Source organism: Rhizobium sp. BK512 (genome assembly GCF_014194915.1).
GTDB lineage: Bacteria > Pseudomonadota > Alphaproteobacteria > Rhizobiales > Rhizobiaceae > Rhizobium.
Window position 1 is genome coordinate 814,919 of record NZ_JACIAS010000001.1, and the last position, 22,913, is coordinate 837,831.

Genomic DNA, 22,913 nt, shown 5'->3' on the forward strand with positions numbered 1-22,913 from the left:
ACTCCATTTTGCGGCCGTTGTAAGGGGGATATCGCAGAATCGTCACGAAGCAAGCATCGGCAGTGGCGCAACGCCGATCAGCCATTCGTGAACGCGCCAGATCATCAGCGCCCAGACCACCACGCCGATGATGACGGCATAGACGTCATATTTGGCCGAAACGAAAGCCGGCAGCGTTATCTCGCCGCGGCGCTGGCGCCGCTTCAGCGAAATGCGCAGCACCACACCCCAGGCAAGGAATGCCGCAAAGAGCAGAACCGAATAGGCCTCGCCATTCGACAGGAGATGGGCCAGCGCCCAGATCTTCACCGACAATACGATCGGATGTTTCGTCTTCGTCTTGATGTAACCGGCCGGCAGGAAACCAGCGACGAGACAGATTACCGCAATCAGCATCAGGGTGACGGTGAGATGCGCCATACCCATGGGCGGATTGTAGAGCATGCCGATCGGCTCTCTGCGTGCCGCCCCGAAGGCATAGATCACGAAGATCAGCGTCAGGATGCTCGCGATCGCATGAAAAGCGATCCAGGCCGGCTTGCCGACCTTGTCGATCATCGCCTGCCGGAAGCCCGGCACGACGACGCGGATCAGGTGCAGGCCGAGGAAGAGAATAAGACTGAGGACGAGCAGAGCCATGGTGATCTTGTTTTCCCGTTTCTTGGTCAGCCATGAATTACCGGCACAAGATGAAAAATGCCAGCGAGACCGCAGCTTCGCCGCATTTCTGTAACAGGAAAACCGCAATGCAAATTGTCGCGGTGCCCATGTTTCGTTCCATTTTTTCTGCGTCCCTCGCCCTCTCCCTGTTTTTTCCTGCTGTCGCTGGCGCCGCCGACAAGCCGAAGCAGCTTGTCATCATTTCCTTTGACGGCGCACACGACAACGCGCTCTGGCAAAAGAGCCGCGAGATGGCGGCAAAGAACGGCGCCCATTTCACCTATTTCCTCTCCTGTACCTTTTTGATGAATCAGGAAGCGAAGCAGGCCTACCAGGCGCCTCATCAGAAACGCGGAAGATCCAATGTCGGCTTCGCACAGACCGACGACGAAATCCGCGAGCGGCTCGGCAATATCTGGCACGCCCACCTCGAGGGGCATGATATTTCCAGTCACGCCTGCGGCCATTTCGACGGCCGCCAATGGAGCGAAGCGGACTGGTCAGCCGAATATACGACTTTCAAGACCACACTGAAGAACGCCTGGAAAAGCGTCGGCCTGCAAGAGCCGGCCGGCTGGCAGGATCTTGTCGATCGCGGCATCAGCGGCTTTCGCGCCCCCTACCTTTCGACAGGCGGCGGCGCCGACATGATCGCAGCCGAGAAGAAGGCCGGCTTTACCTATGACGCAAGCCTCGTCACCAAAGGCCCGGCCCTGCCGGTTGATGAAGACGGCATCATACGTTTCGGCTTGCCGCTCATTCCGGAGGGCCCGGGCGAGAAGCCGATCATCGGCATGGATTACAATCTCTTCGTGCGTCACTCCAAGGGCGAGGAGGATGCAGCCGACAGCGCCGCTTTCGAAGAGCGCGCCTATGCGGCGTTCAAGGAAGCCTTCGACAAGCAATATGCAGGCAGCCGCATCCCCCTGCAGCTCGGCTTCCACTTTGTGGAAATGAACGGTGGCGCCTACTGGCGCGCGCTCGACAGGCTGGTCAGCGACGTTTGCCACAGATCAGATGTTGCCTGTGTCAGCTATTCCGACGCAATTCCGATGATCAAGGCCCGCGGCAAGCTGCAGGAGACATCCGGGTTGTAAGCTTCTGCGCTTAAAACCTCTGGATATCAAAAACAACCGCACGTATTGATTGCATCGCGGCCACACTTCGATAAACATTGCCTCAAACGTGCTGCAAGCATGGGGAGGTGACGTCATGACCTTTATAGAAAACCTGGAGTGCCTGGCCGACAAAGACGAATTTCCGGTCTGCGAAACCGGCTTTTTCACCTGGGATATCGTTGCCAATCTGCTCTATGGCGACGGAGCAGTCGCCGAAATCTTCGGACTCGACGCCGCGGCGACGGCAAGCGGCCTGCCGCTCGAAGCCTATGTCGCCCGCATCCATCCAGACGATCAGCCCGCCGCCGCCAAAGTCATCCGTGATACGATCCTCACACAGGAGCCGGAGCAACAACGCTACCGGGTCCGTCGCGCCAACGGCGTCTTCCAGCAGGTCATGGCATTCGGCCGGTGCTTCCGCGACAAGAACGGCGTCCCGTCTCTTTACGGCGGAATCATCTTTCCGCTCCCCGAGGAGGCCCCTGCGGCGGCGACACCGCTGCTCGATCATTGCCTGGCCGCCTATGACATCGCCATCAAGGAGGGCAACATGGCCGTGGCCGACCACATCGTGGAAGCCCTGATGGCTATGGACTGGAAAAATACGGGCTGCACGCGCCCGAACTGACAGTTCTTGAGGAGATGATAAAAAAGAAGGGCCACCGCAGCGGTGGCCCTTTTTCATTCCGCGTCAGCCGTCGACATGTACGACACCGGCCTCGCGCTCGAGATAGCGCTGGTCGATATCCGGCAACGGCTCGTCGTCGATCGCCGCCTCAAAGGCCTTGAGACGCTTGTGGATGGACAGCAGTTCGATGATCGTCGTCCAGGAGTTTACGAGATACTGGAAGGAATTGCTGACCTGTCCAAAAGCCGTCGCGATCTGCTGGAAGATACCGTAGGTGATGGCGCCGGCAACGATGGTCGGGGCCATAAAGAAATAGACGAAAAGATTGTCGGCCTGCAGATAGAACGAGCGGGCAACATTGAAATACAGATAGTGAAAATAGAGCGTGAAATAATTTCTTCGCACTCTTGAGAACAACTCCTGCATCGTCGGCGGCTGTGCTCGGTCGGCATGATCCTCGCCATAGACCAACTCTTTGCGATAGGCCGCCTCTACGCGCTGGTTCTTGAAGTTCAAGCCAGGCAGCTTGATACCCGCGAAAGCCAGCAGAACGGTACCAAAAGCCGACCAGAAGATGGCAAGCCAGAAGAGAGAGTTCGGCACTTCACCGAGAAACGGCAGGCTCGTCACGTAATGTGACAGCGCCAGCATGATCGGCAGGAAGACGACCAGCGTCATCACTGAATTGATCAGGTTGATGCCGAGCCCTTCCAATGTCTGGGAAAAGCGCATCGTATCTTCCTGTACGCGCTGAGATGCGCCTTCGATATGACGAAGCTTTTCCCAATTGGCCATGTAGAAATTGTTCATCGCCGTTCGCCAGCGGAAGATGTAGTGGCTGGTGAAAAAGTCGGTCAGGATCGACACGAGCATGCTGAGGAAGGCGATTTGCGCGAAGATCAGAAATAGGTCGTAGAAATTCTCGACGGTGATACCCGGCTTTTTCGTCAGCGCATTTTGCAGCAGATCGCCGAACGGCCGGCGCCAGTTGTTGATGACGACAGTGATCTGCACGCCAAAATAGGTCACGAAGATGATCAGCGCCGAGCCCCAGATGGACCACATCTTCCACGGATGGCTGAGTGCCTTCAGATGCCAGAAACCGCAAAAGATCAGAGCCGCTAAAAGGAAGTATCCGTAAAACCAGAGATTTTCCGGCAGCAGAAAGAACGAGAGATCGATCGGCTGCTGCTCTTCGGGAACCGCCGTAAAACCAAGTGAAGCACCGAGACCGGCGGCGAAGAAATACCAGCCGAAAATTGCGGCCAGCGTCCAGACTACGAGCGAAGTAAAGAACGCCTTTGGCTGGGGAAAGAAGGAATGAAACACGGGAGGTTTTGCTTTCCTGAACTGGAGTCACGGAAGAGTGGCGAACCACTGATTGCCCGGAAATTAAGGCAGTTCGAAGAAAGCGGCAATGGGCTCAAGCCATTGTTACGCACTTGTAACCACTTAAGGGATTTTCTTCATCACAGGCATGACGAGAGCCGCGCAGAAAACCAGCACAACCGCGGCAATAATGGTCGGCAGCACGAAATTACCCGTTACCTGCGCGATCCAGCCGGCGACGACAGGCCCGATGATCTGGCCGACACCGAAGGCGGCTGTCATCAGCGCGAGAATGCGGCGCGGGCTATCGGGCGAGAGCCGGCGGCCGATCTGCAAACCATAGGCGGTGATGGCAAGGAAGGTCGCCCCGAACAGTGCGCCGCCGATGAGCGGCGCCACCGAATGCGGCAGCGCTACTGTCGCAAGCACGCCGATCGCTTCGATGATGAGAGCCGCGACATAGACGCCGCCAAGTCCGAGCAGCCGCACGAAAGGCTTCCAGATGAACAGCGCGATCGTTGCCGTCACCCCGGCAATGAACCAGCAGAGAAATTCGACGATCGGCCCTGAGGCGCTCATGCGGGCGATGGCGACGAGGAAGGTCGCGGTGATGACATAGCCGAAGCCGAAGGAGCCGTAAGAGAGCGTCAGCAGCACCATCGGCCGGTTCCAGACAAGCGCTGGTTCCTTCGCCTGGCCCGTATGCACCGGCGCCTTCGGCAGCAAGGCCCAGGCCACACCTAAGCTGACGAGGCAGAAGAGCGCGCCACCGATCCAGTCCGCGCGCCAGCCGCCGGCCGCGTCGTCAAAGACATAGCCGAGCGCAAGCACCATGACGGAAGAAATCGCAATCCCCGCCCCCGGCCCGCCGAAATGCGCGGCCTGGACATGATCGTTGCCTGCGACAGCCCCGTGGCTCAGCACGATTGCAGACGTGAAGACCAAAGTGAAGGCGCTCGCCACGCCTGCAAGGAACCGGATGACCGCAAAGACCAGGACAGATTCCGTTGCCGCCATGGCAGCCAGCAGGATCGCAGTCGCAAGGAGGGAAAGAAGCGCCACCAGCCGCTCGCGCCCTGCCGCCCAGCCATAGGCGCCGAGAACCGCACCGACGAGATAACCGACAAAATTGGCCGAGGCGATGAAACCGGCATCGGCCGCCGATAGCGGCACGCCGGCCATCATGCCCGGCAGGATCGGCGTGAAGGAAAAGCGCCCGAAACCCATGGCCGCCGCCATGGCGACGGCGCCTGCCAGCGCTGTGGTGAAGAGATTGACCGGACGGTCGTTATTGGGAGCCAACATGCCACTTTTATCGCGCCGCAACATGGTCGTCTCAAGTGAGTAATTCTGATGGCTTCTTCAATTTCACGAACAGATTTTTCGCACCGCCCCTTGAACGACATATCTTACGATATATGTTTTACGACATAGTGAGCGATACATCTGATACAAAGGAGTTCGTTATGAGAGGTTTTCGAGGCGGCTTCGTCGGCGAGGCCATGCGCATGGGAATGGGCCGCAGGTTTTCCGCGGGCGAATTGCAGACGATCCTGCTGGCGCTGCTGGAAGAGCGTCCCAGCCACGGTTATGAACTGATCAAGACGCTGGAGGAGCGCTCCGGCGGCTTTTACGTCCCGAGCCCGGGCGTCATCTATCCGGCGCTGACCTACCTGGAGGAAACAGGACTGGCGGAAGTGGAGAACGACGGGACAAAGAAGCTCTACAAGATCACCGATGCCGGCCGCCAGAAGGTGGAAGAAAACCGCGCCATGATCGACCAGGCACTTGCCAAGCTGGAGCGCATTGCCGAGGGCATGGCCTTCGTCAACCGCATGTTCGACCCGGAGCAGCAGCAGGGAGGCGGCGGTGGACGGCGCCGGCGCGACGAGGAGGACGACGACTTCGGCCGCGACGACGGCAGTGTCCGCGCCGCCCGTCAATTGCTGCGTTCGGCACTGCGCATGCGCCATCCCTGGTCGGCAAGCGAAGCAGCCAGGATTTCCGGAATTTTGGAGCGCGCTGCCATGGAAATCCTGCAGGGCGGCAAGACCGAGCCGCAACGGGATTGAGGCCATATCGACTATTGGCGGCGTGAACCGCCGCCCCGTCGGTGTCAGTTCCTCAGCAGGCCACTCGCAAGATCGCGAAAGGCCTCGACGACCTTGGCGAGAAGGCTGTGCGGGTCTTCCACGGCGGCGATCCAGAGAGCAGCGCTAAGCGACGCCCCGTTGAGCAAGCGCGCGGCAGCTTCCGCATCGACGGGCTTGACGGTGCCCTCATCGATCAGCGCCTGAATTGTCTGGGTTGTCGTTCGAAGGCACGCATTCTGACTGGGCCACTGCGAGGGATCGCCGAGCACCGCCGGCCCATCGAGCAGCATGATGCGCTGGATTTCCGGCTCCAGAGCCATTTCGATATAGGCGGTATATTCCGCCAACAACCCGAGCCAGGTCGTCTCGGCGCGATCCCGCTCGATACGCAACCGCTCTCCCATCTCGCCGTCGATCTGGTCAATCACGGCCTGCAGCAAGCCCTTCTTGTCACCAAAATTGTGGTAGAGCGCGCCGCGTGTCAGCCCTACATCAGCGGTCAGATCGTCCATGGAAGCAGCCGCGTAGCCCTTGACTGCAAAGGCTTTTCGGCCCGCCTGGATGAGCTTCGCCCGCGTCTCCTCCATCATCTGCGCCCGGGTCTTTACAACCATCACTATCTCCCAAAATACACATACGGACCGTATGTGTATTGACATACGCGTCGTATCTCTGATTATATCCACATACGGAGCGTATATCAATTGCTCCGGAATGGGCTGGCCATACCCACGAATGCTCGTCGCGATCGACGAGCAAATGCCCGGCGAAAGGCACCCTTTTGCCTGAACAGGAGAAAAGCAATGACCAAACGCGAAGCAATCTTTCCCGCCGGCCGGCAGGCTCTCTATGAGATCAACCGTTATTCAGCGGCGATCCGCTCCGGTGACCTTCTCTTCGTCTCCGGCCAGGTCGGCAGCCGCGAAGACGGCTCGCCCGAACCCGATTTCGCAAAGCAGGTACAGCTTGCCTTCGATAATCTGAAAGCCGTGCTGAAGGCCGCCGGCTGCAGTTTCGACGACGTTGTCGACATCACGTCCTTCCACACCGACCCTGCCGCGCAATGGCCCGTGATCTCCGATATTCGCTTCAATGAAATCGGCGAAGCGCCCTATCCGAACTGGACGGCCGTCGGCGTGAACTGGCTGGCGGGCTTTGATTTCGAAATCAAGGTCATTGCTCGCCTTCCTCAGGCTGCCTGACCGGCCCTCTCAAAAGCAGTGAATTGAACGCGACGCCGGAAACGCGTGCGGCGGTCAGGAAATCTTGATGATTTCGAGTTCCTGATCGCCGACGACAGCGATATCGCCGACGGCCTTGCCCGTGAGAACCCGGGCGACCGGCGCGACATAGGAAATCGATCCGGCTTTCGGATCGGCTTCATCCTCTCCCACGATACGATATGTCTGGACGCGCCCATCGTCACGGCTGAAGGTGACAGTGCTTCCGAAGGCGACCGTCTCCGTCGATGTCGGGGCCGGAACAGGCTGGGCCGTGCGAAGGCGCTCGACGAAATAACGCAGGTCACGCAGAGGATTTGCTTGCTGCCGCCGCCGTTCGTTGACGTCCTCGATCGTACTTGCCGCCTCATAGGCCTGGCGCGCTTCCTGCATTTGCAGTTCGAGAGCTTTCAGCCCGGCCTCCGTCACGAGATTTGGATGAGGCGAAATCGCGCGGTCGGGTAGCAGCGTTTCCGCTGCGGTTTCGGCACTCTCTTCCTTGGTGAAGGCAACTGCCATCTCGACCTCCAACAGCGAGGGGAAATCCCCCTCAAGCCGCCAATGTCAGAATGATCGGTCCGTTGCGGGTCGCAACGACCGTATGTTCGTATTGCACTGTCGGGGCCTTGGGATCGGCATAAAGCGTCCAGGCATCATCGCCGCCTTCAGCCCACGTGGCGCCAAGCGAAAGAAAAGGCTCGACGGTAAAGACGAGGCCTTCCGTCATCATGCGCCGTTCTGAAGGATCAGGCCAGGTGGAAAGTTCGGCCGGCTCCTCGTGCAACGAGCGGCCGACGCCGTGGCTCGCGAGATTGGCAACGAGCGTATAGCGGTTCTTCTGTGCGAAGGCACCGACGGCATTGCCGATCTTCGCCAGCGGCTCGCCCGCCTTGATCTGGTTCAGACCCACCCAGAGCGCCCGTCTGCCGTCCCGGCATAGCCTCTCGATGCGGGATGCGACCGGCGGCACGGCGAAGGAGGCGCCGGTATCCGCAAAGAAGCCGTCCTTTTCCGCCGAAACGTCGATATTGACGAGATCACCTGGACGAATGACACGCGGGCCGGGAATGCCGTGGGCGATTTCCTCGTTGACGCTGATGCAGGTCGCACCCGGAAACTGGTAACAGAATTCGGGTGCCGAGCGCGCACCGGCGTCTTCCAGCACCTTGCGGCCGATCTGGTCGAGCTCCAGCGTCGTCATGCCCGGTTCCATCGCTGCCGCCATGACCTGGATGGCATTGGCGCAGATACGGCCGATCTCTTTGAGCTTGGAAAGTTCTTCGTCGTTCTCGATAACCATAGACACGTTCCGGCTTTGCCGAGAGCGACAGGCTCTTCGTCAGGCGGTGGCTTTCGCGCCTTCGGAAGTTTCAGTCAATGCCTTTCTGACGATCGGCGCGACTTTTGTCCCGTAGAGCTCGATGCCGCGCATGACCTGATCATGCGGCATAAGGCCGATCGCCATCTGCAGCAGGAAGCGATCGTTGCGAAAAACCTTGTGTGCAGCAACGATCTTCTCGGCCACGAGTTCCGGATCGCCGAGGAAGAGATTGCCGGTCGGGCCGCGCGACATGTCGAAATGCGCCCGGCTCGTCGGACCCCAGCCGCGCTCGCGGCCGATGCGGTTCATCACTTCAGCCTGCGGACCGTAAAACTGGTCGGCGGCAGCCTCGGTCGTATCGGCGATGAAACCATGCACATTGATGCTGGTCTTCAGCTTCGCCGCATCCTGCCCCGCCCGGCGGGCGGCTTCCCGATAGAGGTCGAAGAGCGGCGCAAAGCGCGGATATTCGCCGCCGATGATGGCAAGCGCGACCGGCAGACCGAGCGCGCCGGCGCGCGCCACGGACTGCGGCGTGCCGCCGACGGCGATCCACAAAGGCAGCGGATCCTGCAGCGGCCGCGGATAGACGCCGCGCCCATTGATCGGCGCGCGCAGTTCGCCCTGCCAGTTGATGATCTCGCTGTCGCGCAGAGCCAGAAGAAGATCGAGCTTCTCTTCGAAGAGCTGGTCATAATCTTCGAGATTGTAGCCGAAGAGCGGGAAGGATTCGATGAAGGAACCCCGCCCCGCCATGATCTCGGCGCGCCCGTTGGAAATCAGGTCCAGCGTCGCAAACTGCTGGAACACCCGCACCGGATCGTCGGAGGAAAGAACCGTGACGGCGCTGCTGAGATGGATGTTCTTCGTCTTCGCCGCAGCAGCCGCAAGCGCCACCACCGGCGCCGATGCCACATAGTCAGGCCGATGATGTTCGCCGAGCCCGAAGACATCGAGCCCGACCTGATCGGCAAGCTCGATCTCCTCGATCAGATGCTTGATCCGCTCGGCTGCTTCCACGCCCTTGCTGCGGGACGGATTGGGGTTGACGTCTGCGAATGTATAAAGGCCCAGTTCCATGGTCGGTATCCTGTTTAACTTGCGCCTGAGATAAGGTCCGGCAGGGCTCGGAGCAAACGGAAATTCTGGAACGGATTGTTCGACAAAGTTGATGGCTGCGTCAGGCCGATGCCCGCCACGGATCGGGCGGCATCCCATGAAGGTACAGCTTATTTCGCCGCCGGCTGCGCCGCTTCTTCCTGCATCTTGTCGATCTGCCGGCGGATATGGGCAGCTTCCGCTGCGGAATGGGCAAGCGCGATGGCGCGGTCGAAGGCAATGCGGGCCGGCGCGATACGGCCAAGCTGCTTGAGCAGATTGCCGCGCAGCCCGTGATAATAGAAGTAGCCGTCGAGCTTCTCGCCCAGCGGTTCGATGAGATCGAGCGCCTCCTGCGGTCCATTCAGCTTTGAGACCACGACCGCCCGGTTGAGCGTCACGACCGGTGAAGGCTGGACGCGCTCCAGCGCGCGGTAGAGCAGGTCGATTTCCACCCAGTCGGTATCCGCGGCGCGTTTTGCGCGGGAATGGACGGCGGCAATTGCTGCCTGGAGCTGATAGGGGCCGGGCTTGCGATGACGCAGCGCCTTGTCGAGCAGAGCCAGGGCTTCGTTGATCAGGGGCTGGTTCCAGAGCGAACGGTCCTGATCCTCGAGCAGCACGATCTCATCTTCAGCGCTGAAGCGTGCCTGCCGGCGGGAAATCTGCAAGAGCATGAGGGAAAGCAGCCCCATGAGTTCCGGTTCGGCGGGGAAGATATGCAGCATCAGCCGCGCAAGCCGGATCGCCTCGTCGCTGAAGGCAGCCGCCTCCTGTTCCGGATCCGCCTGGCTGTAGCCCTCATTGAAGATCAGATAGATCATCGTACTGACGATCACCAGCCGCTCGGCCCTCTCCTGCGGGCTCGGCGTTTCGAAGGGCACACCGGCTTTCGCCACACGCGCCTTGGCCCGTGTGATGCGCTGCTCCATGGCGCTTTCGGAGACGAGGAACGCACGCGCGATCTGTGTCACCGACAGGCCGGAAACGATGCGCAGCGCCAGCGCGATCTGCTGGGTGGCCGGCAGGTCCGGATGGCAGCAGATGAAGAGCAGCCGGAGGATATCGTCGCGATAATGGGAATCGTCCAGCCGATCGGCAATATCGCTTTCGGCGTCCTCCTTGTCTGAAATCTGATCCTCATCCGGCAACGCCTGGATTTTCGCCCGCTTGCGCACCGCATCAATGCCGCTGTTGCGACCAACGAAGATCAGCCAGGCCGTCGGGTCGCGCGGCGGCCCTTTTTCCGGCCAGGTCCGGATCGCCCTCAGGCACGCCTCCTGAAACGCCTCTTCCGCAGTATCGAGATTGCGGAAATAGCGTAGCAGAGCGCCAAGAGCCTTCGGCCGGGCCGAGGCAAGCGCGAGGTCGATCCAGGCAATGTCTGTCATGATGCGATCTCTCCCGGCCTGAAGGTGTAGAACGGCCGAATTTCGTAAGAGGTGGAACCCGGATTGACCGCCGAAAGCTGTTTGGAGAAGGCGATCGCCTCATCCAGCGTTTCAAAATCAACCGTATAGAAGCCGAGAAGTGCCTCTTTCGTTTCCGCAAACGGACCATCGACAACGAAGGCCTCGTCCCTGCCCTTGCGCACGGTCGCTGCGGCCGTCGTCGGCATCAGCCGGCCGGTCGGGCCAAGCTTGCCGGCAGCGGCGAGCGGCTCGATCACGGCGTGCAGATTTCCCATGACGGCAGCCTCTTCCTCCTCGGTCCAGGCAAAAACGGTTTCCTCATTGGCGTAGCAAAGGATTGCGTAAAGCATCGGTAACTCCTCTTTCCGAATGACGAAGGAGTAACCGTTTGACCGACAGGCCGCATCAAAAAATTACGAATAGGAAAATCAGTAAATCTGATCGAGGCGCTGCAGTTAGCCTGTGACGGGGCTTCGAAATCCACGCCATTGAGTTGCCTGATTTGGCCCTGAGAGCTGTCGGCGCTTTCCATCACCTTTCCATTCGAGAGCCCCGTGAACAAATCTCAGAAACTTCTCGCAGCACTTGCCACTCTCGTATTGTCGACGCAGGCTGCCCATGCCGCCTCCGCCCCGGAAAATTTTCTCTATATGGGCGCCGGCGACCTCGCAGCTGCAAAGGCGAAACTCGCCCGGCCCGATATCGGCGGCGTACAGGTCGTCTATGCCTGGAAGAGCCTGGAAACGGCAAAAGGTCAGTATGATTTTTCGGCGATCGAGCAGGACCTGGCCATCGCCAAAAGCCTGAACAAGAAGATGTTCATCCAGGTGCAGGATCGCTTCTTCAATCCGAAGGCGCGCAACATCCCTGACTATATGCTGGCCGAACCGGAATATGATGGCGGCCTGACCCCGCAATTCGACAATCCCGGCGAAAACAAGCCGGTCGGTTCCGGCTGGGTCGCCCAGCAATGGAACCCGGCCGTTCGAGCTCGTTATCAGGCTCTGTTGCAGGCACTTGCCGAAAAGTTCGACGGCCAGGTCTATGGCATCAACCTGCCGGAAACCTCCATCGATCTCGACCCGAAGCATGAGCCGAAGGGCTTTTCCTGCGATGCCTATTTCTCGGCCGAGATGGAAAACCTCGCCTTCGCCCGCAAGGCCTTCGAAAAGTCGCTCGTCGTGCAATATGTGAACTTCTGGCCCTGCGAATGGGAGAACGACCATAATTACATGGGCCGCCTCTTCGATTTTGCGGCGAAGAACAATGTCGGCCTCGGCGGCCCTGACATCGTACCGAACCGCAAGGCGCAGATGAAGAACTCCTACCCCTTCTTCAACAAGTACAAGGGCAAGCTCTCCTATGTCGGCCTCGCCGTGCAGGAGCCGACGCTGACCTACAGGAACCCCGCGACCAGGAAGCCCTTCACCAAGGAAGAGTTCACTGCCTTCGCACAGGACTATCTCGGCGCCAACGTGATCTTCTGGAGCACGGCAACGCCCTGGCTGAAGAAATGACAATAACAGGCAGGCGGTCGCCAAGCCGCCTGCCTCCGCTCCCTAGGGCTTAGCCGCCCCAGGCCGAATTGCGGATCACGCTGCAGAAATTACCCCTGTGGAAATGCGGTTCCTTGTCGGCTATCACATCCGCCTTCACATTGCCGAAGGTCGTTTCCGGCTTGTGCTTGATGCCGTCATAGAAAGTCTGGATGATATCCTCCTTGAAATGCGGCGTGCGCGGATGGGCGTGCACCACCGCCTCACGGTCGGCATCGCCGAAGCCGTGATAGTCGATGCCGAGCACATCCATCTCCACCCCTGCCGTCACCAGGGCCACGACCGGATGCATATGCTGCGGAATACCGGGTGTCGTATGCAGCGCAATTGCCGTCCAGACGGTGTCGATATCGGCCTGCGAGATGCCGTAGCTTTTCAGGAAGTCACGAGCGGCATTGGCGCCGTCGACCTCGAAGCGCTCGTGCTCCGAACTATGCTGGTGCATCAGCCCCATGTCATGGAACATGGCGCCGGCATAAAGCAGTTCCGGGTCAAAGTTCAGGCCGCGGCGTTGGCCCGAGAGCGCACCGAAATAATAGACCCGGCTGGAATGATGAAAGAGCAGCGGCGATTCCGTGTCCCTGACAAGTTCGGTAATGTCGCGTGCCAGCTTGCTGTCGGGAATGCTGATGCCGCCGATCGTCAATGTCATCGTCTTTCTCCTTGATGGTGGATGCCAAGGAGCGTAAAAGCGGCTGGATATGTCGGCAATCGACGCTATCCGTCATTTTCTGCCAAAACCATTCCACTGCGGACATGAGGCCGTCAGATGAAGCCCAGCACCATCGCCATCCTTGCCGTTCCCGGCGTTCAGCTTCTGGACGTTTCCGGTCCGCTCGATGTTTTCGCCGAAGCCAATCTGCAGAGTGGCAGGCAAGTCTATCGCCCCGTCGTTATCGCCACCACGCACGGGCATATCCGCAGTTCCTCCGGCATCCGCCTGATCGCCGACTATACGATCGAGGACGAGACCGGCCCGCTCGATACGCTGCTTGTTGCAGGCTGCCCCAATGCGGCTGAAATCGAGCATGATGCAAAGCTGCTGGCATGGCTCGGCAAGGCCGGACCCGGCGCCCGCCGTTACGGCTCGGTCTGCAGCGGCGCATTCCTGCTCGCAGCCGCCGGCCTGCTCGAGGGCCGCCGCGTAACCACGCACTGGGCCGTCGCAGAGAGGTTGAGACAGGCCTATCCCGCCGTGATGGTGGAGGAGGACGCGATCCATGTGGCCGACGGAGAGTTGAGAACCGCTGCCGGCGTCACAGCAGGACTGGATCTTGCCCTCTCCCTTGTCGAAGAGGACCTCGGCCGTGACGTGGCGATGCGTATTGCAGCCCAGCTCGTCATGTTCTTCAAGCGCTCCGGTGGCCAGATGCAGTTCAGCCGAAAGGGCGAAGCTGCTCCTGCCGGACGCTCGGCCCTTCAGGAAGTACAGCGCTGGATCGCCGCCAATCCCGCTGCCGATCATAGCGTCGCAGAACTCGCCCGCCGGATGGAACTCAGCCCGCGGCATTTCGCCCGGCTCTTCCGAGACGAGGTTGGCATGACGCCGGCAGCCTGGGTCGAATCCACACGCATCGCCGCCGCCCGCCGGCTGCTCGAAAGCGGCCATGTGCCGAAACAGGTAGCCAGCGAATGCGGCTTTGCCGATGACGACACCTTGCGCCGCGCCTTCACGCGCCATCTCGGCGTCACGCCTGCGGAATACCGCAAGCAATATGCACACATGAGCCCGGTGAGTTGAGCGATCAGAGCTCGCTCAACGTCCGCTTCACCGCATTCTTCCAGCCCCTGAGCTTTACGGCGCGGGTCTTCTCGTCCATCGAGGGTTCGAAGCGCCGGTCACGCTTCCAGGTCGCGGAAAACTTCTCCCTGTCCGGCCACACCCCGGCTCTGCTGCCGGCCAGCCAGGCAGCGCCCAGCGCCGTCGTCTCCAGGATGACGGGGCGGTCGACCGGTGCTTCCAGCAGGTCGGAGAGACGCTGCATCGTCCAGTCGGAAGCCACCATGCCGCCATCGACACGCAGCACCGTGTCGTCTGTGCCGTTCTTCCAGTCCTTTTGCATCGCCTCCAGGAGATCGCGCGTCTGGTAACAGACAGCCTCCAGCGCCGCCCTCGAAAGCTCGGCCGGGCCGCTATTGCGGGTCAGGCCGTAAATCGCACCGCGTGCCTTGGCATCCCAATGCGGTGCGCCGAGCCCGGTAAAGGCGGGCACGAGATAAACCTCCTGCGTCGGATCGGCCTTCTCCGCCAGATCGTTGGTATCGGATGCCCTGTCGATGATCCCGAGACCATCGCGCAGCCATTGGACCGCCGCGCCGGCAATGAAGATCGAGCCCTCCAGTGCATAGGTCGTCTCGCCATCCAGGCGATAGGCGATGGTCGTCAGCAACCGGTTCTTCGATCGCACCATGTCGCTGCCGGTATTCAGAAGCGCGAAGCAGCCGGTGCCATAAGTCGATTTCAGCATGCCCGGCTCGAAGCAGGCCTGACCAATGGTCGCCGCCTGCTGGTCGCCGGCAACGCCGAGGATCGGGATCGCGGCACCAAACAGCTCGGGATCGACGATGCCGAAATCATCGGCGCAATCCTTCACTTCCGGTAGCATGGCGGCCGGTACGCGCAGGATGTCGAGCAGATCCTCGTCCCATTCGTTGGTGGCGATATTGAACATCAGCGTGCGCGAGGCATTGGTCGCGTCGGTCACGAAGCTCTTGCCGCCCGTCAGTCGCCAGATGAGGAACGTGTCGATCGTGCCGAAGCAGAAGTCGCCGCGCGCTGCTCTCGCCCGCGCGCCCTTCACGTTTGCAAGCATCCAGGAAAGCTTGGTGCCCGAGAAATAGGGATCGAGAATGAGCCCGGTCTTCTTCGTGAAGGTGCGCTCCAGATCCTGCCGCTTCAGATTGTCGCAATAGCTTGCCGTGCGCCGGTCCTGCCAGACGATGGCATTCTGGATCGGCTTGCCGCTCTCGCGCTCCCAGACGACGACGGTCTCGCGCTGGTTGGTGATGCCGAGCGCGGCAATATCCTTCGCCGTGACCTTGGCTTCGCGCAGCGCCATATGGACGGTGGAAACGACCGAATCCCAGATTTCCTCGGGATCATGTTCCACCCAGCCGGAGCGCGGATAGAACTGCGTGAATTCCTTCTGGCCCATGCCGGCGATCTTCATGTCGCCGTCGAAGACGATCGCCCGCGTCGAGGTCGTTCCCTGATCGACCGCCAGAACATATCCACCCATGCGATTCCTCCCGCGCTATCCCGTTGTCGTGGCAAATCAATAGGGCAGGTCCGCCCGGCTTGGAAGGGCGTAACTGGCAACGGCGTCCCTCAGCCACTTCCCGATTGCCAGCCCGACGCCTTTGAGCATAACCTCGCTCTAACGCTGCAATGCAGCATCTCATCATCAGGGAGGAAGAAGCATGAGCAGATCAGTCGTCGTCACCGGCTCCACCAGCGGCATCGGCCTTGCGATTGCCACTGCCTTTGCCGCCAGGGGCGACAACGTCGTCATCAACGGCTTCGGAAAAGAAGATGAAATCAAAGCGATAGTCGAGCGCCTTGAATCATCGTCGAAAGCCAAGGCCCTCTATCACCCAGCCGATATGACGAAGCCATCAGAGATTGCCGATCTGATCGAAACTGCGGCCAGGACCTTCGGGACGGTCGATGTGCTCGTCAACAATGCCGGCATCCAGCATGTCGAAAAGATCGAGGATTTCCCGATCGAAAAGTGGGACCAGATCATCGCCATCAATCTGTCCAGCTCTTTCCATACGATGCGTGCTGCGATCCCGCTGATGAAGGCGAAAAAACACGGCCGCATCATCAACATCGCTTCGGCGCATGGTCTGGTCGCCTCGCCCTTCAAATCTGCCTATGTAGCGGCAAAACATGGTATATTGGGCCTGACAAAGACGGCCGCCCTTGAACTCGCCGAATTCGGCGTGACGGTAAATGCGATCTGCCCCGGTTACGTGCTGACCCCGCTGGTCGAAAAACAGATCCCGGATACAGCAAAGGCGCGCGGCATGACGGAGGAGCAGGTCAAGACCGAGGTCATCCTCAAGGCGCAACCGACGCACGAATTCGTCAAGGCCGAGGAAATCGGCGCGCTGGCACTCTACCTCGCAAGCGAGGAAGCCCGGCAGGTGACCGGCACGCATATCTCGATTGACGGGGGCTGGACGGCGGCATAACCATTTTAGAAAACATCCGGGAATATCATGAACGACAGCATCCGTTTCATCCTCAATGGCAAGGACGTTACTTTGGGCAACGTCCGGCCGACGGAGACTCTTCTCGATTTTCTCCGGCTGAAGCGACGGCTGACAGGCACCAAGGAAGGCTGCGCCGAAGGCGATTGCGGAGCCTGCACCGTGCTGATCGGCCGGCTCATTGATGGCAAGCTCTTCTATGAATCCGTCAATGCCTGCATCCGCTTCATCGGCTCGCTGCACGCGACCCACGTCGTGACGATCGAGCACCTGGCTGCAAAGGATGGCACGCTGCATCCGGTGCAGCAGGCCATGGTCGATTGCCACGGCTCCCAATGCGGCTTCTGCACGCCTGGCTTCGTCATGTCCCTGTACGGGCTCTGGCTCTCCAACGATAAGCCGGATCGTGCCGAGATCGAAAAGGCGCTGCAAGGCAATCTCTGTCGCTGCACCGGCTACGAGCCCATCGTCAAGGCCGCCGAGCAGGTGAGCCTGCAGCGCCCAAGCACGCTTTTCGATCCGCTTGAAAAGACCCGCGCCGAAATCATTGCCCGTCTCTGGGCCATGCAGGCATCCGAGACGATCTCGATTGCGTCAGAAGAGGGCCGCCTCATTGTGCCCCGCTCTGCCGACGCGCTTGCGCGGGTGCTGGCCGCCGAGCCGACGGCGACCATCGTTGCCGGTTCCACCGATGTCGGCCTCTGGGTAACGAAGCAGATGCGTCAGCTAGATCCCGTCATCTTCATCAATCATCTGACGGAGCTTCAGTCGATCATTGCAGGCGAATACGGCATTACCATCGGCGCCGGCGTCACCTATACCCGTGCGCTTGAGACCATCGCCCGTAAGATACCCGCCTTTGCCCGCCTCATAACGCGCATCGGCGGCGATCAGGTGCGCAACATGGGCACCATCGGCGGCAACATCGCCAACGGCTCGCCGATCGGCGACAGCCCGCCGCCCCTCATCGCGCTCGGCGCACAACTGACGCTGCGTTCGATCGAAGGTGTGCGCAGGCTGCCACTCGAGGATTACTTCATCGCCTATGGCAAACAGGATCGGAAACCGGGCGAATTCGTCGAGAGCGTCTTCGTGCCCTACCCGGTCGCAGATGCTAAATTCGCCGCCTACAAGATCAGCAAACGCCGAGACGAGGATATTACCGCCGTGCTCGGTGCCTTCTATCTGGTGCTGGACGAAGCCGAGCGCGTCACCGAGATCCACATTGCCTTTGGCGGCATGGCGGCAACACCGAAGCGCGCCCGCAGCGTCGAGGCCGAGCTGATCGGCAAGCCCTGGAGCGAAGCGACCATCGAGGCTGCACGCCCTGCCTTTGACGCCGACTTCCAGCCGCTGACGGACTGGCGCGCCACGGCGGAATATCGCCAGCTGACGGCCAAGAACCTGCTGACGCGGTTCTACCTTGAAACGGTCGGTGCGCCCGCCGAGCTGAAGCGGTTCGAGGAGGTGGCGTAATGGACAAGTCCACCTTCGAGGATCGCAAGCTCATCAACGGCCAGATGCATGTCTCGCTGCGCCATGATTCAGCGCATAAGCATGTCACCGGAAGTGCCGATTATATCGACGATATTCCAGAACCCGCAGATCTCCTGCATGGCGCGCTCGGAATGTCGGACCGCGCCCATGCCGAGATCCTCTCGATGGATCTCTCCGAGGTCGCGGCCTGCCCCGGCGTCGTCTGGGTCTTCACCGGCAAGGACATTCCCGGCGTCAACGACGTCAGCTCGAACGGCAGCCACGATGAGCCGCTGCTTGCCGAAACCAAGGTCGAATTCCACGGCCAGCCGATCTTTGCGGTGATCGCGCAAACCCGCGAGATCGCGCGCCGCGCCGCGCGCAAGGCGAAGATCGAATATCGCGATCTCCCCCATTGGAGCGACATCGACGGCGCCATTGAAAATGGCAGCCCGCTCGTCATAACCCCGATGACGCTGCAGCGTGGCGAAGCGAAAGCGGAAATGGAAAATGCTCCACGCCGGCTGAAGGGCCAGATGCGCATCGGCGGCCAGGAGCATTTCTACCTTGAGAGCCATATTGCCATGGCGATCCCCGGTGAGGACGATGAGGTCGCCGTCTGGTCCTCGACCCAGCATCCGAGCGAAATCCAGCATATTGTCGGGCATGTGCTGAACATTCCCTCGAACGCCGTCACCGTCAACGTGCGCCGCATGGGCGGTGGCTTCGGCGGCAAGGAAACGCAGGGCAATCAATTCGCAGCGTTGGCCGCAGTGGCAGCCAAGAAGCTGAAGCGCGCCATCAAGTTTCGCCCGGACCGTGACGAGGACATGAGCGCCACCGGCAAGCGGCACGACTTTCGGGTCGATTATGAACTCGGTTTCGATGAAGAAGGCCGGATCCACGCGGTCGACGCCACCTATTCCGCCCGCTGCGGCTTTTCCTCGGACCTGTCCGGCCCGGTCACCGACCGTGCGCTGTTCCATGCCGATTCCAGCTATTTCTATCCGCATGTGCATCTAATCTCGCAGCCGCTGAAGACACATACCGTCTCCAACACCGCCTTTCGCGGTTTCGGCGGCCCGCAGGGCATGCTCGGCGCCGAGCGCTTCATCGAAGAGATCGCCTATGCCGTCGGCAAGGACCCGCTCGATGTCCGCAAGCTGAATTTCTACGGCCAGCCGGGATCGGGGCGCACGACCACGCCCTATCATCAGGAGGTCGAGGACAACATCATCGCCCGCGTCGTCGAGGAACTCGAAGACAGCGCCGACTACCGTGCCCGGCGCAATGCCATCGTGGCCTTCAATCGCGACAACCGCTATATCCGCAAGGGCATTGCGCTGACGCCAGTGAAGTTCGGCATCTCCTTCACCATGACCGCCTTCAACCAGGCCGGCGCCCTCGTCCATATCTATCAGGACGGCTCGGTCCACCTGAACCATGGCGGCACGGAAATGGGCCAGGGCCTCTACACCAAGGTGGCGCAGGTTCTCGCCGACAGCTTCCAGATCGATATAGACCGCGTGAAGATCACGGCGACCACGACGGGCAAGGTGCCGAACACCTCGGCGACCGCCGCCTCCTCCGGTTCGGACCTGAACGGCATGGCCGCCTACGATGCGGCCCGCCAGCTTAGGGAACGGCTGGTCGCGTTCGCAGCGGAGAAATGGGAAGTGCCGGTCTCGGAGGTCATCTTCCTGCCGAACCGCGTGCGGGTCGGCGAGATCGAAATCCCCTTCCCTGATTTCATCAAGCAGGCCTATTTCGCCCGCGTTCAGCTGTCGGCCGCCGGCTTCTACAAGACGCCGAAGATCCATTGGGACCGCAAGGCAGGCCGCGGCACGCCCTTCTATTATTTCGCCTATGGCGCCGCCTGCACCGAGGTCACGATCGACACGCTGACCGGCGAATATCTGATCGACCGCACCGATATCCTCCACGATGTCGGCCGTTCGCTGAACCCGGCAATCGATATCGGCCAGGTCGAGGGCGCCTTCGTCCAGGGCATGGGCTGGCTGACGACCGAGGAACTCTGGTGGGACGACAAGGGCCGCCTGCGCACGCACGCGCCCTCCACCTACAAGATCCCCCTCGCCTCCGACCGGCCGAAGATCTTCAACGTCCGCCTCGCCGAATGGTCCGAGAATGCGGAAGCCACGATCGGCCGTTCCAAGGCCGTCGGCGAACCGCCCTTCATGCTGGCGATCTCCGTGCTGGAAGCGCTCTCCATGGCCGTCGCCAGCGTCGCAAATTACCGCGTCTGCCCCCATCTCGATGCCCCCGCAACGCCCGAACGCGTGCTGATGGCGGTCGAGAGGATGAAGAGGGTGTAGCCATGACCCGGCGCGAAATCCTTTCCGGTTTTGTGCCCGGCAGCGACTTCCGCGCCTTTCTGGCCCTCCAGCCCGATGTGATCCTTGTCGAAATAACTGGCACGCAGGGCTCGACACCGCGCGAGGCCGGCACCTTCATGCTGGTTTCGGGCAGCAGCCTCTGGGGCACGATCGGAGGCGGCCAGTTCGAATTCATGGCGATCGGCAATGCCCGCGACCTGCTCGCCGGCACCGGCGGTACTGAGACCATGGATATTCCGCTCGGCCCCGAAATCGGCCAGTGCTGCGGCGGCCGCACGCAACTGCGCTTCCGGCCTGTAACGGATGCAGTCAGGAACGAGCTGGAGAAAAAGCGGGAAAGCGAAGCCGAACAGCTGCCGGAAGTCTATGTCTTCGGTGCCGGCCATGTCGGCCGTGCGCTTGCCGCGGCACTCGCGCCGCTGCCGCTTTCGGTCACTGTCATCGAGACCCGGAAAGACGAACTCGCCAATCTTCCGGTCTCGACGAAGAGCCTGTTGGTGCCGATGCCCGAGGCATTGGTGAAGGACATGCCTGCAGGTGCGGCACTCGTCATCCTCACCCATGACCATGCGCTGGATTTTCTGATCGCGCGGGAAGCACTCGCCCGCGCAGACTTTGCCTATACTGGCATGATCGGCTCAGCCACCAAGCGGGCGACCTTCGCGAACTGGCTTTCCCGTGATGCAGGCGGCGAACGCTCCTGGCTCGATCACCTTACACTGCCGATCGGCGGATCGGCAGTGAAGGACAAGCGCCCTCACGTCATCGCCGCCATGACGGCCGCCGAGATCCTGACCGCACTGGCCTCCTACCGCGACCGATCGTCCTCGTAGTGCGGATCGCGTCCGTCCAGGAAACCGAGATCGCGCTTGATGCGATCGGGCATGGCATCCATATCCAGCCGCGGTATCCGGCTGCCGATTCCGCCGGCCAGCCGGCGAATGACGGTGGTGATTAGCGCCTCTCTTGCTGGAGAACGGCTGTCGTCGATAGCTTGGCAATCCATGACATCACCTCGATGGTTTGATGAGATGATTGCAGTTTGTCGGGAAAAATGCTGCAATTCCAATCGAACAATCGTCTGCATCCATAAAGAGCACTTATTCATGAAACTGTCGAAGCAGTTCCCGCTGAATGCGCTGCGCGTCTTCGAAGCCGTGGCCCGGCTCGGCAGCTTCACCAGGGCCGGGGATGAACTCGGCATGACGCAGACGGCCGTCAGCTACCAGATCAAGCTTCTGGAAGAGAATATCGGTGAGCCCCTCTTCCTGCGCCGCCCGCGTCAGATCGAGCTGACCGAAGCAGGCGAACACCTGGCGCCGAGAGTTTCGGATGCATTCAACATCCTGATCGAAGCCATGGCCTCGATGCGCAAGACGACGGAGGAAACGTTGACGATCCATTCGACGGCGACTTTCGCCCAGCAATGGCTGTCGCGCTATATCGGTTCCTTCCAACTGCAGTACCCCAATATTGCCGTCAGGCTGGTCACCTCGGGCAACATCGTCGATTTCCAGAAAGAGGCCGCAGATGTAGCGATCCGCTGGGGTCGCGGCGACTGGCCGGGGCTCATCAGCCACCGGCTGATGAAGCTCGACTATTCCCCCATGCTGAGCCCCAAGCTCGCTGCCGAAATGGGCGGCATCCACGAACCCGCAGATCTCCTGAAACTGTTCCTGATCAGCGCCGGCGATTCCTGGTGGACGGAATGGTTCGCGGCTGCCGGCGTCAAGGATGCCGATCTCTCCCGCTATCCGAAAAGCGAATTCGGCACCCAGATCCTCGATGCCAGCATCGCGATCGCGGGCGGTGGTGTCGCCATGCTCAATCCCGGCCATTTCCAGGACGATGTCGCGGCCGGCAGGCTTTACCAGCCCTTCGAACTGACCGGCAATGACGGACGCGACTATTGGCTCGCCTATCCCGAAAACAGGCGAAACGTTCCGAAAATCAGGAATTTCCGGAAATGGCTGCTCGAGAAATTCAACGTCGAGCAAGCCTGACTATACATCGCGTTAAGAAATGCGCGTCGCTCAGTATCCCATGTCGGGCGCATAGAAACATCGCGGCGTATCCTCGTTCGGAAACAGGCAGAGATGGTAGTCGCTGTCACCCGAATGCATCGCCTTGGTCATCGGCAGCAGAAAAACATGGTCGCGCGTCACAAGCCGGTGATCGCCGGGCCTTAACGTCAGAAGATAGCCATTGGGAGTAATGGCCACGGTTTTGGACGGGATCATCTGGCAATCGCCGTTATGAGCATCTCCATTGCAACAGTAAGGGTCGTAACTCCAACCCGTAGCGGCGTCGTGGGCCGTCGCAAACGACGCATATGCAATCATCACGCATGTCAGAATGCTGCGCATGGGCATCTTCTCCGTCGATGAATGCGCCGCCAGTGTCGTGCGGTTTCCACCTCGTTCCGGCGGC

24 protein-coding genes are annotated in these 22,913 nt (G+C 60.5%); 11 read left to right on the forward strand and 13 right to left on the reverse strand.

Features of this window, described 5'->3' with window-relative positions:
• Positions 1–42: 42 nt before the first annotated feature.
• Complete coding sequence (locus FHX06_RS04115) at positions 43–639, reverse strand: NnrU family protein (RefSeq protein ID WP_112543482.1); 597 nt, start codon at positions 637–639, stop codon at positions 43–45.
• Positions 640–767: 128 nt separating this feature from the next.
• On the opposite strand from FHX06_RS04115, the gene FHX06_RS04120 reads away from it, so the two are divergent.
• Together FHX06_RS04120 and FHX06_RS04125 are read left to right on the forward strand one after the other, a co-directional pair.
• Positions 768–1,757: a polysaccharide deacetylase gene (locus tag FHX06_RS04120; protein WP_183847587.1), complete on the forward strand. Its 990-nt coding sequence runs from the start codon at positions 768–770 to the stop codon at positions 1,755–1,757.
• Between the two features lie 115 nt (positions 1,758–1,872).
• Positions 1,873–2,406 carry a PAS domain-containing protein gene (locus tag FHX06_RS04125; protein WP_113201915.1) on the forward strand — a complete coding sequence of 178 codons (534 nt, stop codon included), beginning with the start codon at positions 1,873–1,875 and terminating at the stop codon, positions 2,404–2,406.
• Between the two features lie 63 nt (positions 2,407–2,469).
• Here FHX06_RS04125 and sbmA read toward each other — a convergent pair whose 3' ends face one another.
• Both sbmA and FHX06_RS04135 read right to left on the reverse strand, forming a co-directional pair.
• Positions 2,470–3,735 carry a peptide antibiotic transporter SbmA gene (gene sbmA / locus FHX06_RS04130; RefSeq protein WP_112972154.1) on the reverse strand — a complete coding sequence of 422 codons (1,266 nt, stop codon included), beginning with the start codon at positions 3,733–3,735 and terminating at the stop codon, positions 2,470–2,472.
• Between the two features lie 123 nt (positions 3,736–3,858).
• Positions 3,859–5,064: a YbfB/YjiJ family MFS transporter gene (locus FHX06_RS04135; RefSeq protein WP_409564318.1), complete on the reverse strand. Its 1,206-nt coding sequence runs from the start codon at positions 5,062–5,064 to the stop codon at positions 3,859–3,861.
• Between the two features lie 137 nt (positions 5,065–5,201).
• Between FHX06_RS04135 and FHX06_RS04140 the strand changes: the two genes are divergently transcribed.
• Positions 5,202–5,807: a PadR family transcriptional regulator gene (locus FHX06_RS04140; protein ID WP_113147116.1), complete on the forward strand. Its 606-nt coding sequence runs from the start codon at positions 5,202–5,204 to the stop codon at positions 5,805–5,807.
• 44 nt (positions 5,808–5,851) lie between these two features.
• Here FHX06_RS04140 and FHX06_RS04145 read toward each other — a convergent pair whose 3' ends face one another.
• Positions 5,852–6,442, reverse strand: coding sequence for a TetR/AcrR family transcriptional regulator (locus FHX06_RS04145; RefSeq protein WP_183878159.1), 591 nt, complete (start codon positions 6,440–6,442; stop codon positions 5,852–5,854).
• Positions 6,443–6,631: 189 nt separating this feature from the next.
• Here FHX06_RS04145 and FHX06_RS04150 point away from each other — a divergent pair, with 189 nt between their 5' ends.
• On the forward strand, positions 6,632–7,030 hold the full coding sequence (locus FHX06_RS04150; protein WP_183878160.1) for a RidA family protein: 399 nt from the start codon (positions 6,632–6,634) through the stop codon (positions 7,028–7,030).
• Positions 7,031–7,084: 54 nt separating this feature from the next.
• Here the strand turns inward: FHX06_RS04150 and greA are convergent, their stop codons facing one another.
• The 5 genes from greA to FHX06_RS04175 all read right to left on the reverse strand — a co-directional run bounded on the left by greA (position 7,085) and on the right by FHX06_RS04175 (position 11,229).
• The gene (gene greA / locus FHX06_RS04155; protein WP_183878162.1) at positions 7,085–7,567 is read right to left on the reverse strand and encodes a transcription elongation factor GreA; all 483 of its coding nucleotides are present in this window, start codon (positions 7,565–7,567) and stop codon (positions 7,085–7,087) included.
• 31 nt (positions 7,568–7,598) lie between these two features.
• A complete protein-coding gene (map, locus tag FHX06_RS04160) occupies positions 7,599–8,348 on the reverse strand; it encodes a type I methionyl aminopeptidase (protein ID WP_112543474.1) in 750 nt (249 codons plus the stop codon).
• 39 nt (positions 8,349–8,387) lie between these two features.
• Entirely contained in the window at positions 8,388–9,449 is a 1,062-nt protein-coding gene (locus FHX06_RS04165; protein WP_183878164.1) for an LLM class flavin-dependent oxidoreductase, read from the reverse strand.
• A gap of 149 nt (positions 9,450–9,598) precedes the next feature.
• Positions 9,599–10,858 carry an RNA polymerase sigma factor gene (locus FHX06_RS04170; RefSeq protein ID WP_112543472.1) on the reverse strand — a complete coding sequence of 420 codons (1,260 nt, stop codon included), beginning with the start codon at positions 10,856–10,858 and terminating at the stop codon, positions 9,599–9,601.
• Positions 10,855–11,229: a YciI family protein gene (locus tag FHX06_RS04175; protein ID WP_003565644.1), complete on the reverse strand. Its 375-nt coding sequence runs from the start codon at positions 11,227–11,229 to the stop codon at positions 10,855–10,857. Before FHX06_RS04175 ends, FHX06_RS04170 begins: the two co-directional genes overlap by 4 nt.
• A 204-nt stretch (positions 11,230–11,433) precedes the next feature.
• On the opposite strand from FHX06_RS04175, the gene FHX06_RS04180 reads away from it, so the two are divergent.
• The gene (locus FHX06_RS04180) at positions 11,434–12,396 is read left to right on the forward strand and encodes a hypothetical protein (protein ID WP_183878166.1); all 963 of its coding nucleotides are present in this window, start codon (positions 11,434–11,436) and stop codon (positions 12,394–12,396) included.
• A 49-nt stretch (positions 12,397–12,445) separates the two neighbouring features.
• On the opposite strand, the gene FHX06_RS04185 is transcribed toward FHX06_RS04180, so the two are convergent.
• Positions 12,446–13,087 (reverse strand): HD domain-containing protein, encoded by a 642-nt coding sequence (locus FHX06_RS04185; protein ID WP_113201920.1) that lies wholly within the window; start codon positions 13,085–13,087, stop codon positions 12,446–12,448.
• A gap of 117 nt (positions 13,088–13,204) precedes the next feature.
• On the opposite strand from FHX06_RS04185, the gene FHX06_RS04190 reads away from it, so the two are divergent.
• Complete coding sequence (locus FHX06_RS04190) at positions 13,205–14,176, forward strand: GlxA family transcriptional regulator (protein ID WP_183878168.1); 972 nt, start codon at positions 13,205–13,207, stop codon at positions 14,174–14,176.
• A gap of 4 nt (positions 14,177–14,180) precedes the next feature.
• Here the strand turns inward: FHX06_RS04190 and glpK are convergent, their stop codons facing one another.
• Positions 14,181–15,674, reverse strand: a complete 1,494-nt coding sequence (glpK, locus tag FHX06_RS04195) for a glycerol kinase GlpK (RefSeq protein ID WP_183878170.1) — start codon at positions 15,672–15,674, stop codon at positions 14,181–14,183.
• Between the two features lie 181 nt (positions 15,675–15,855).
• Here glpK and FHX06_RS04200 point away from each other — a divergent pair, with 181 nt between their 5' ends.
• From FHX06_RS04200 to xdhC, 4 genes are read left to right on the forward strand one after another with little or no spacing between them, the layout of a single operon-like run.
• A complete protein-coding gene (locus FHX06_RS04200) occupies positions 15,856–16,632 on the forward strand; it encodes a 3-hydroxybutyrate dehydrogenase (RefSeq protein ID WP_112543467.1) in 777 nt (258 codons plus the stop codon).
• 27 nt (positions 16,633–16,659) lie between these two features.
• A complete protein-coding gene (gene xdhA / locus FHX06_RS04205) occupies positions 16,660–18,126 on the forward strand; it encodes a xanthine dehydrogenase small subunit (protein WP_113210798.1) in 1,467 nt (488 codons plus the stop codon).
• Entirely contained in the window at positions 18,126–20,462 is a 2,337-nt protein-coding gene (gene xdhB, locus FHX06_RS04210; RefSeq protein WP_113210797.1) for a xanthine dehydrogenase molybdopterin binding subunit, read from the forward strand. The genes xdhA and xdhB overlap by 1 nt, the downstream gene beginning before the upstream one ends.
• Before the next feature lie 2 nt (positions 20,463–20,464).
• Entirely contained in the window at positions 20,465–21,316 is an 852-nt protein-coding gene (gene xdhC, locus FHX06_RS04215; protein WP_113210796.1) for a xanthine dehydrogenase accessory protein XdhC, read from the forward strand.
• Here xdhC and FHX06_RS04220 read toward each other — a convergent pair.
• Positions 21,292–21,489: a hypothetical protein gene (locus tag FHX06_RS04220; protein ID WP_112543464.1), complete on the reverse strand. Its 198-nt coding sequence runs from the start codon at positions 21,487–21,489 to the stop codon at positions 21,292–21,294. The two genes, xdhC and FHX06_RS04220, sit on opposite strands and share 25 nt — an antisense overlap.
• A 100-nt stretch (positions 21,490–21,589) precedes the next feature.
• Here FHX06_RS04220 and FHX06_RS04225 point away from each other — a divergent pair, with 100 nt between their 5' ends.
• Positions 21,590–22,486 (forward strand): LysR substrate-binding domain-containing protein, encoded by an 897-nt coding sequence (locus FHX06_RS04225; RefSeq protein ID WP_113210795.1) that lies wholly within the window; start codon positions 21,590–21,592, stop codon positions 22,484–22,486.
• 30 nt (positions 22,487–22,516) lie between these two features.
• On the opposite strand, the gene FHX06_RS04230 is transcribed toward FHX06_RS04225, so the two are convergent.
• Positions 22,517–22,849, reverse strand: coding sequence for a hypothetical protein (locus FHX06_RS04230; RefSeq protein WP_029868753.1), 333 nt, complete (start codon positions 22,847–22,849; stop codon positions 22,517–22,519).
• Positions 22,850–22,913: the final 64 nt, after the last annotated feature.

What these genes read in the sequence shown, in the direction of transcription:
- FHX06_RS04230 (WP_029868753.1), bottom strand. Translation starts at nt 22,849, where the DNA reads ATGCGCAGCATTCTGACATGCGTGATGATTGCATATGCGTCGTTTGCG.
- FHX06_RS04200 (WP_112543467.1), top strand. Translation starts at nt 15,856, where the DNA reads ATGAGCAGATCAGTCGTCGTCACCGGCTCCACCAGCGGCATCGGCCTT.
- FHX06_RS04115 (WP_112543482.1), bottom strand. Translation starts at nt 639, where the DNA reads ATGGCTCTGCTCGTCCTCAGTCTTATTCTCTTCCTCGGCCTGCACCTG.
- xdhC (WP_113210796.1), top strand. Translation starts at nt 20,465, where the DNA reads ATGACCCGGCGCGAAATCCTTTCCGGTTTTGTGCCCGGCAGCGACTTC.
- FHX06_RS04165 (WP_183878164.1), bottom strand. Translation starts at nt 9,449, where the DNA reads ATGGAACTGGGCCTTTATACATTCGCAGACGTCAACCCCAATCCGTCC.
- FHX06_RS04150 (WP_183878160.1), top strand. Translation starts at nt 6,632, where the DNA reads ATGACCAAACGCGAAGCAATCTTTCCCGCCGGCCGGCAGGCTCTCTAT.
- FHX06_RS04190 (WP_183878168.1), top strand. Translation starts at nt 13,205, where the DNA reads ATGAAGCCCAGCACCATCGCCATCCTTGCCGTTCCCGGCGTTCAGCTT.
- glpK (WP_183878170.1), bottom strand. Translation starts at nt 15,674, where the DNA reads ATGGGTGGATATGTTCTGGCGGTCGATCAGGGAACGACCTCGACGCGG.
- FHX06_RS04145 (WP_183878159.1), bottom strand. Translation starts at nt 6,442, where the DNA reads ATGGTTGTAAAGACCCGGGCGCAGATGATGGAGGAGACGCGGGCGAAG.
- FHX06_RS04220 (WP_112543464.1), bottom strand. Translation starts at nt 21,489, where the DNA reads ATGGATTGCCAAGCTATCGACGACAGCCGTTCTCCAGCAAGAGAGGCG.
- FHX06_RS04185 (WP_113201920.1), bottom strand. Translation starts at nt 13,087, where the DNA reads ATGACATTGACGATCGGCGGCATCAGCATTCCCGACAGCAAGCTGGCA.
- FHX06_RS04140 (WP_113147116.1), top strand. Translation starts at nt 5,202, where the DNA reads ATGAGAGGTTTTCGAGGCGGCTTCGTCGGCGAGGCCATGCGCATGGGA.
- FHX06_RS04125 (WP_113201915.1), top strand. Translation starts at nt 1,873, where the DNA reads ATGACCTTTATAGAAAACCTGGAGTGCCTGGCCGACAAAGACGAATTT.
- map (WP_112543474.1), bottom strand. Translation starts at nt 8,348, where the DNA reads ATGGTTATCGAGAACGACGAAGAACTTTCCAAGCTCAAAGAGATCGGC.
- FHX06_RS04175 (WP_003565644.1), bottom strand. Translation starts at nt 11,229, where the DNA reads ATGCTTTACGCAATCCTTTGCTACGCCAATGAGGAAACCGTTTTTGCC.
- greA (WP_183878162.1), bottom strand. Translation starts at nt 7,567, where the DNA reads ATGGCAGTTGCCTTCACCAAGGAAGAGAGTGCCGAAACCGCAGCGGAA.
- xdhA (WP_113210798.1), top strand. Translation starts at nt 16,660, where the DNA reads ATGAACGACAGCATCCGTTTCATCCTCAATGGCAAGGACGTTACTTTG.
- FHX06_RS04170 (WP_112543472.1), bottom strand. Translation starts at nt 10,858, where the DNA reads ATGACAGACATTGCCTGGATCGACCTCGCGCTTGCCTCGGCCCGGCCG.
- FHX06_RS04120 (WP_183847587.1), top strand. Translation starts at nt 768, where the DNA reads ATGTTTCGTTCCATTTTTTCTGCGTCCCTCGCCCTCTCCCTGTTTTTT.
- FHX06_RS04135 (WP_409564318.1), bottom strand. Translation starts at nt 5,064, where the DNA reads ATGTTGCGGCGCGATAAAAGTGGCATGTTGGCTCCCAATAACGACCGT.
- xdhB (WP_113210797.1), top strand. Translation starts at nt 18,126, where the DNA reads ATGGACAAGTCCACCTTCGAGGATCGCAAGCTCATCAACGGCCAGATG.
- FHX06_RS04225 (WP_113210795.1), top strand. Translation starts at nt 21,590, where the DNA reads ATGAAACTGTCGAAGCAGTTCCCGCTGAATGCGCTGCGCGTCTTCGAA.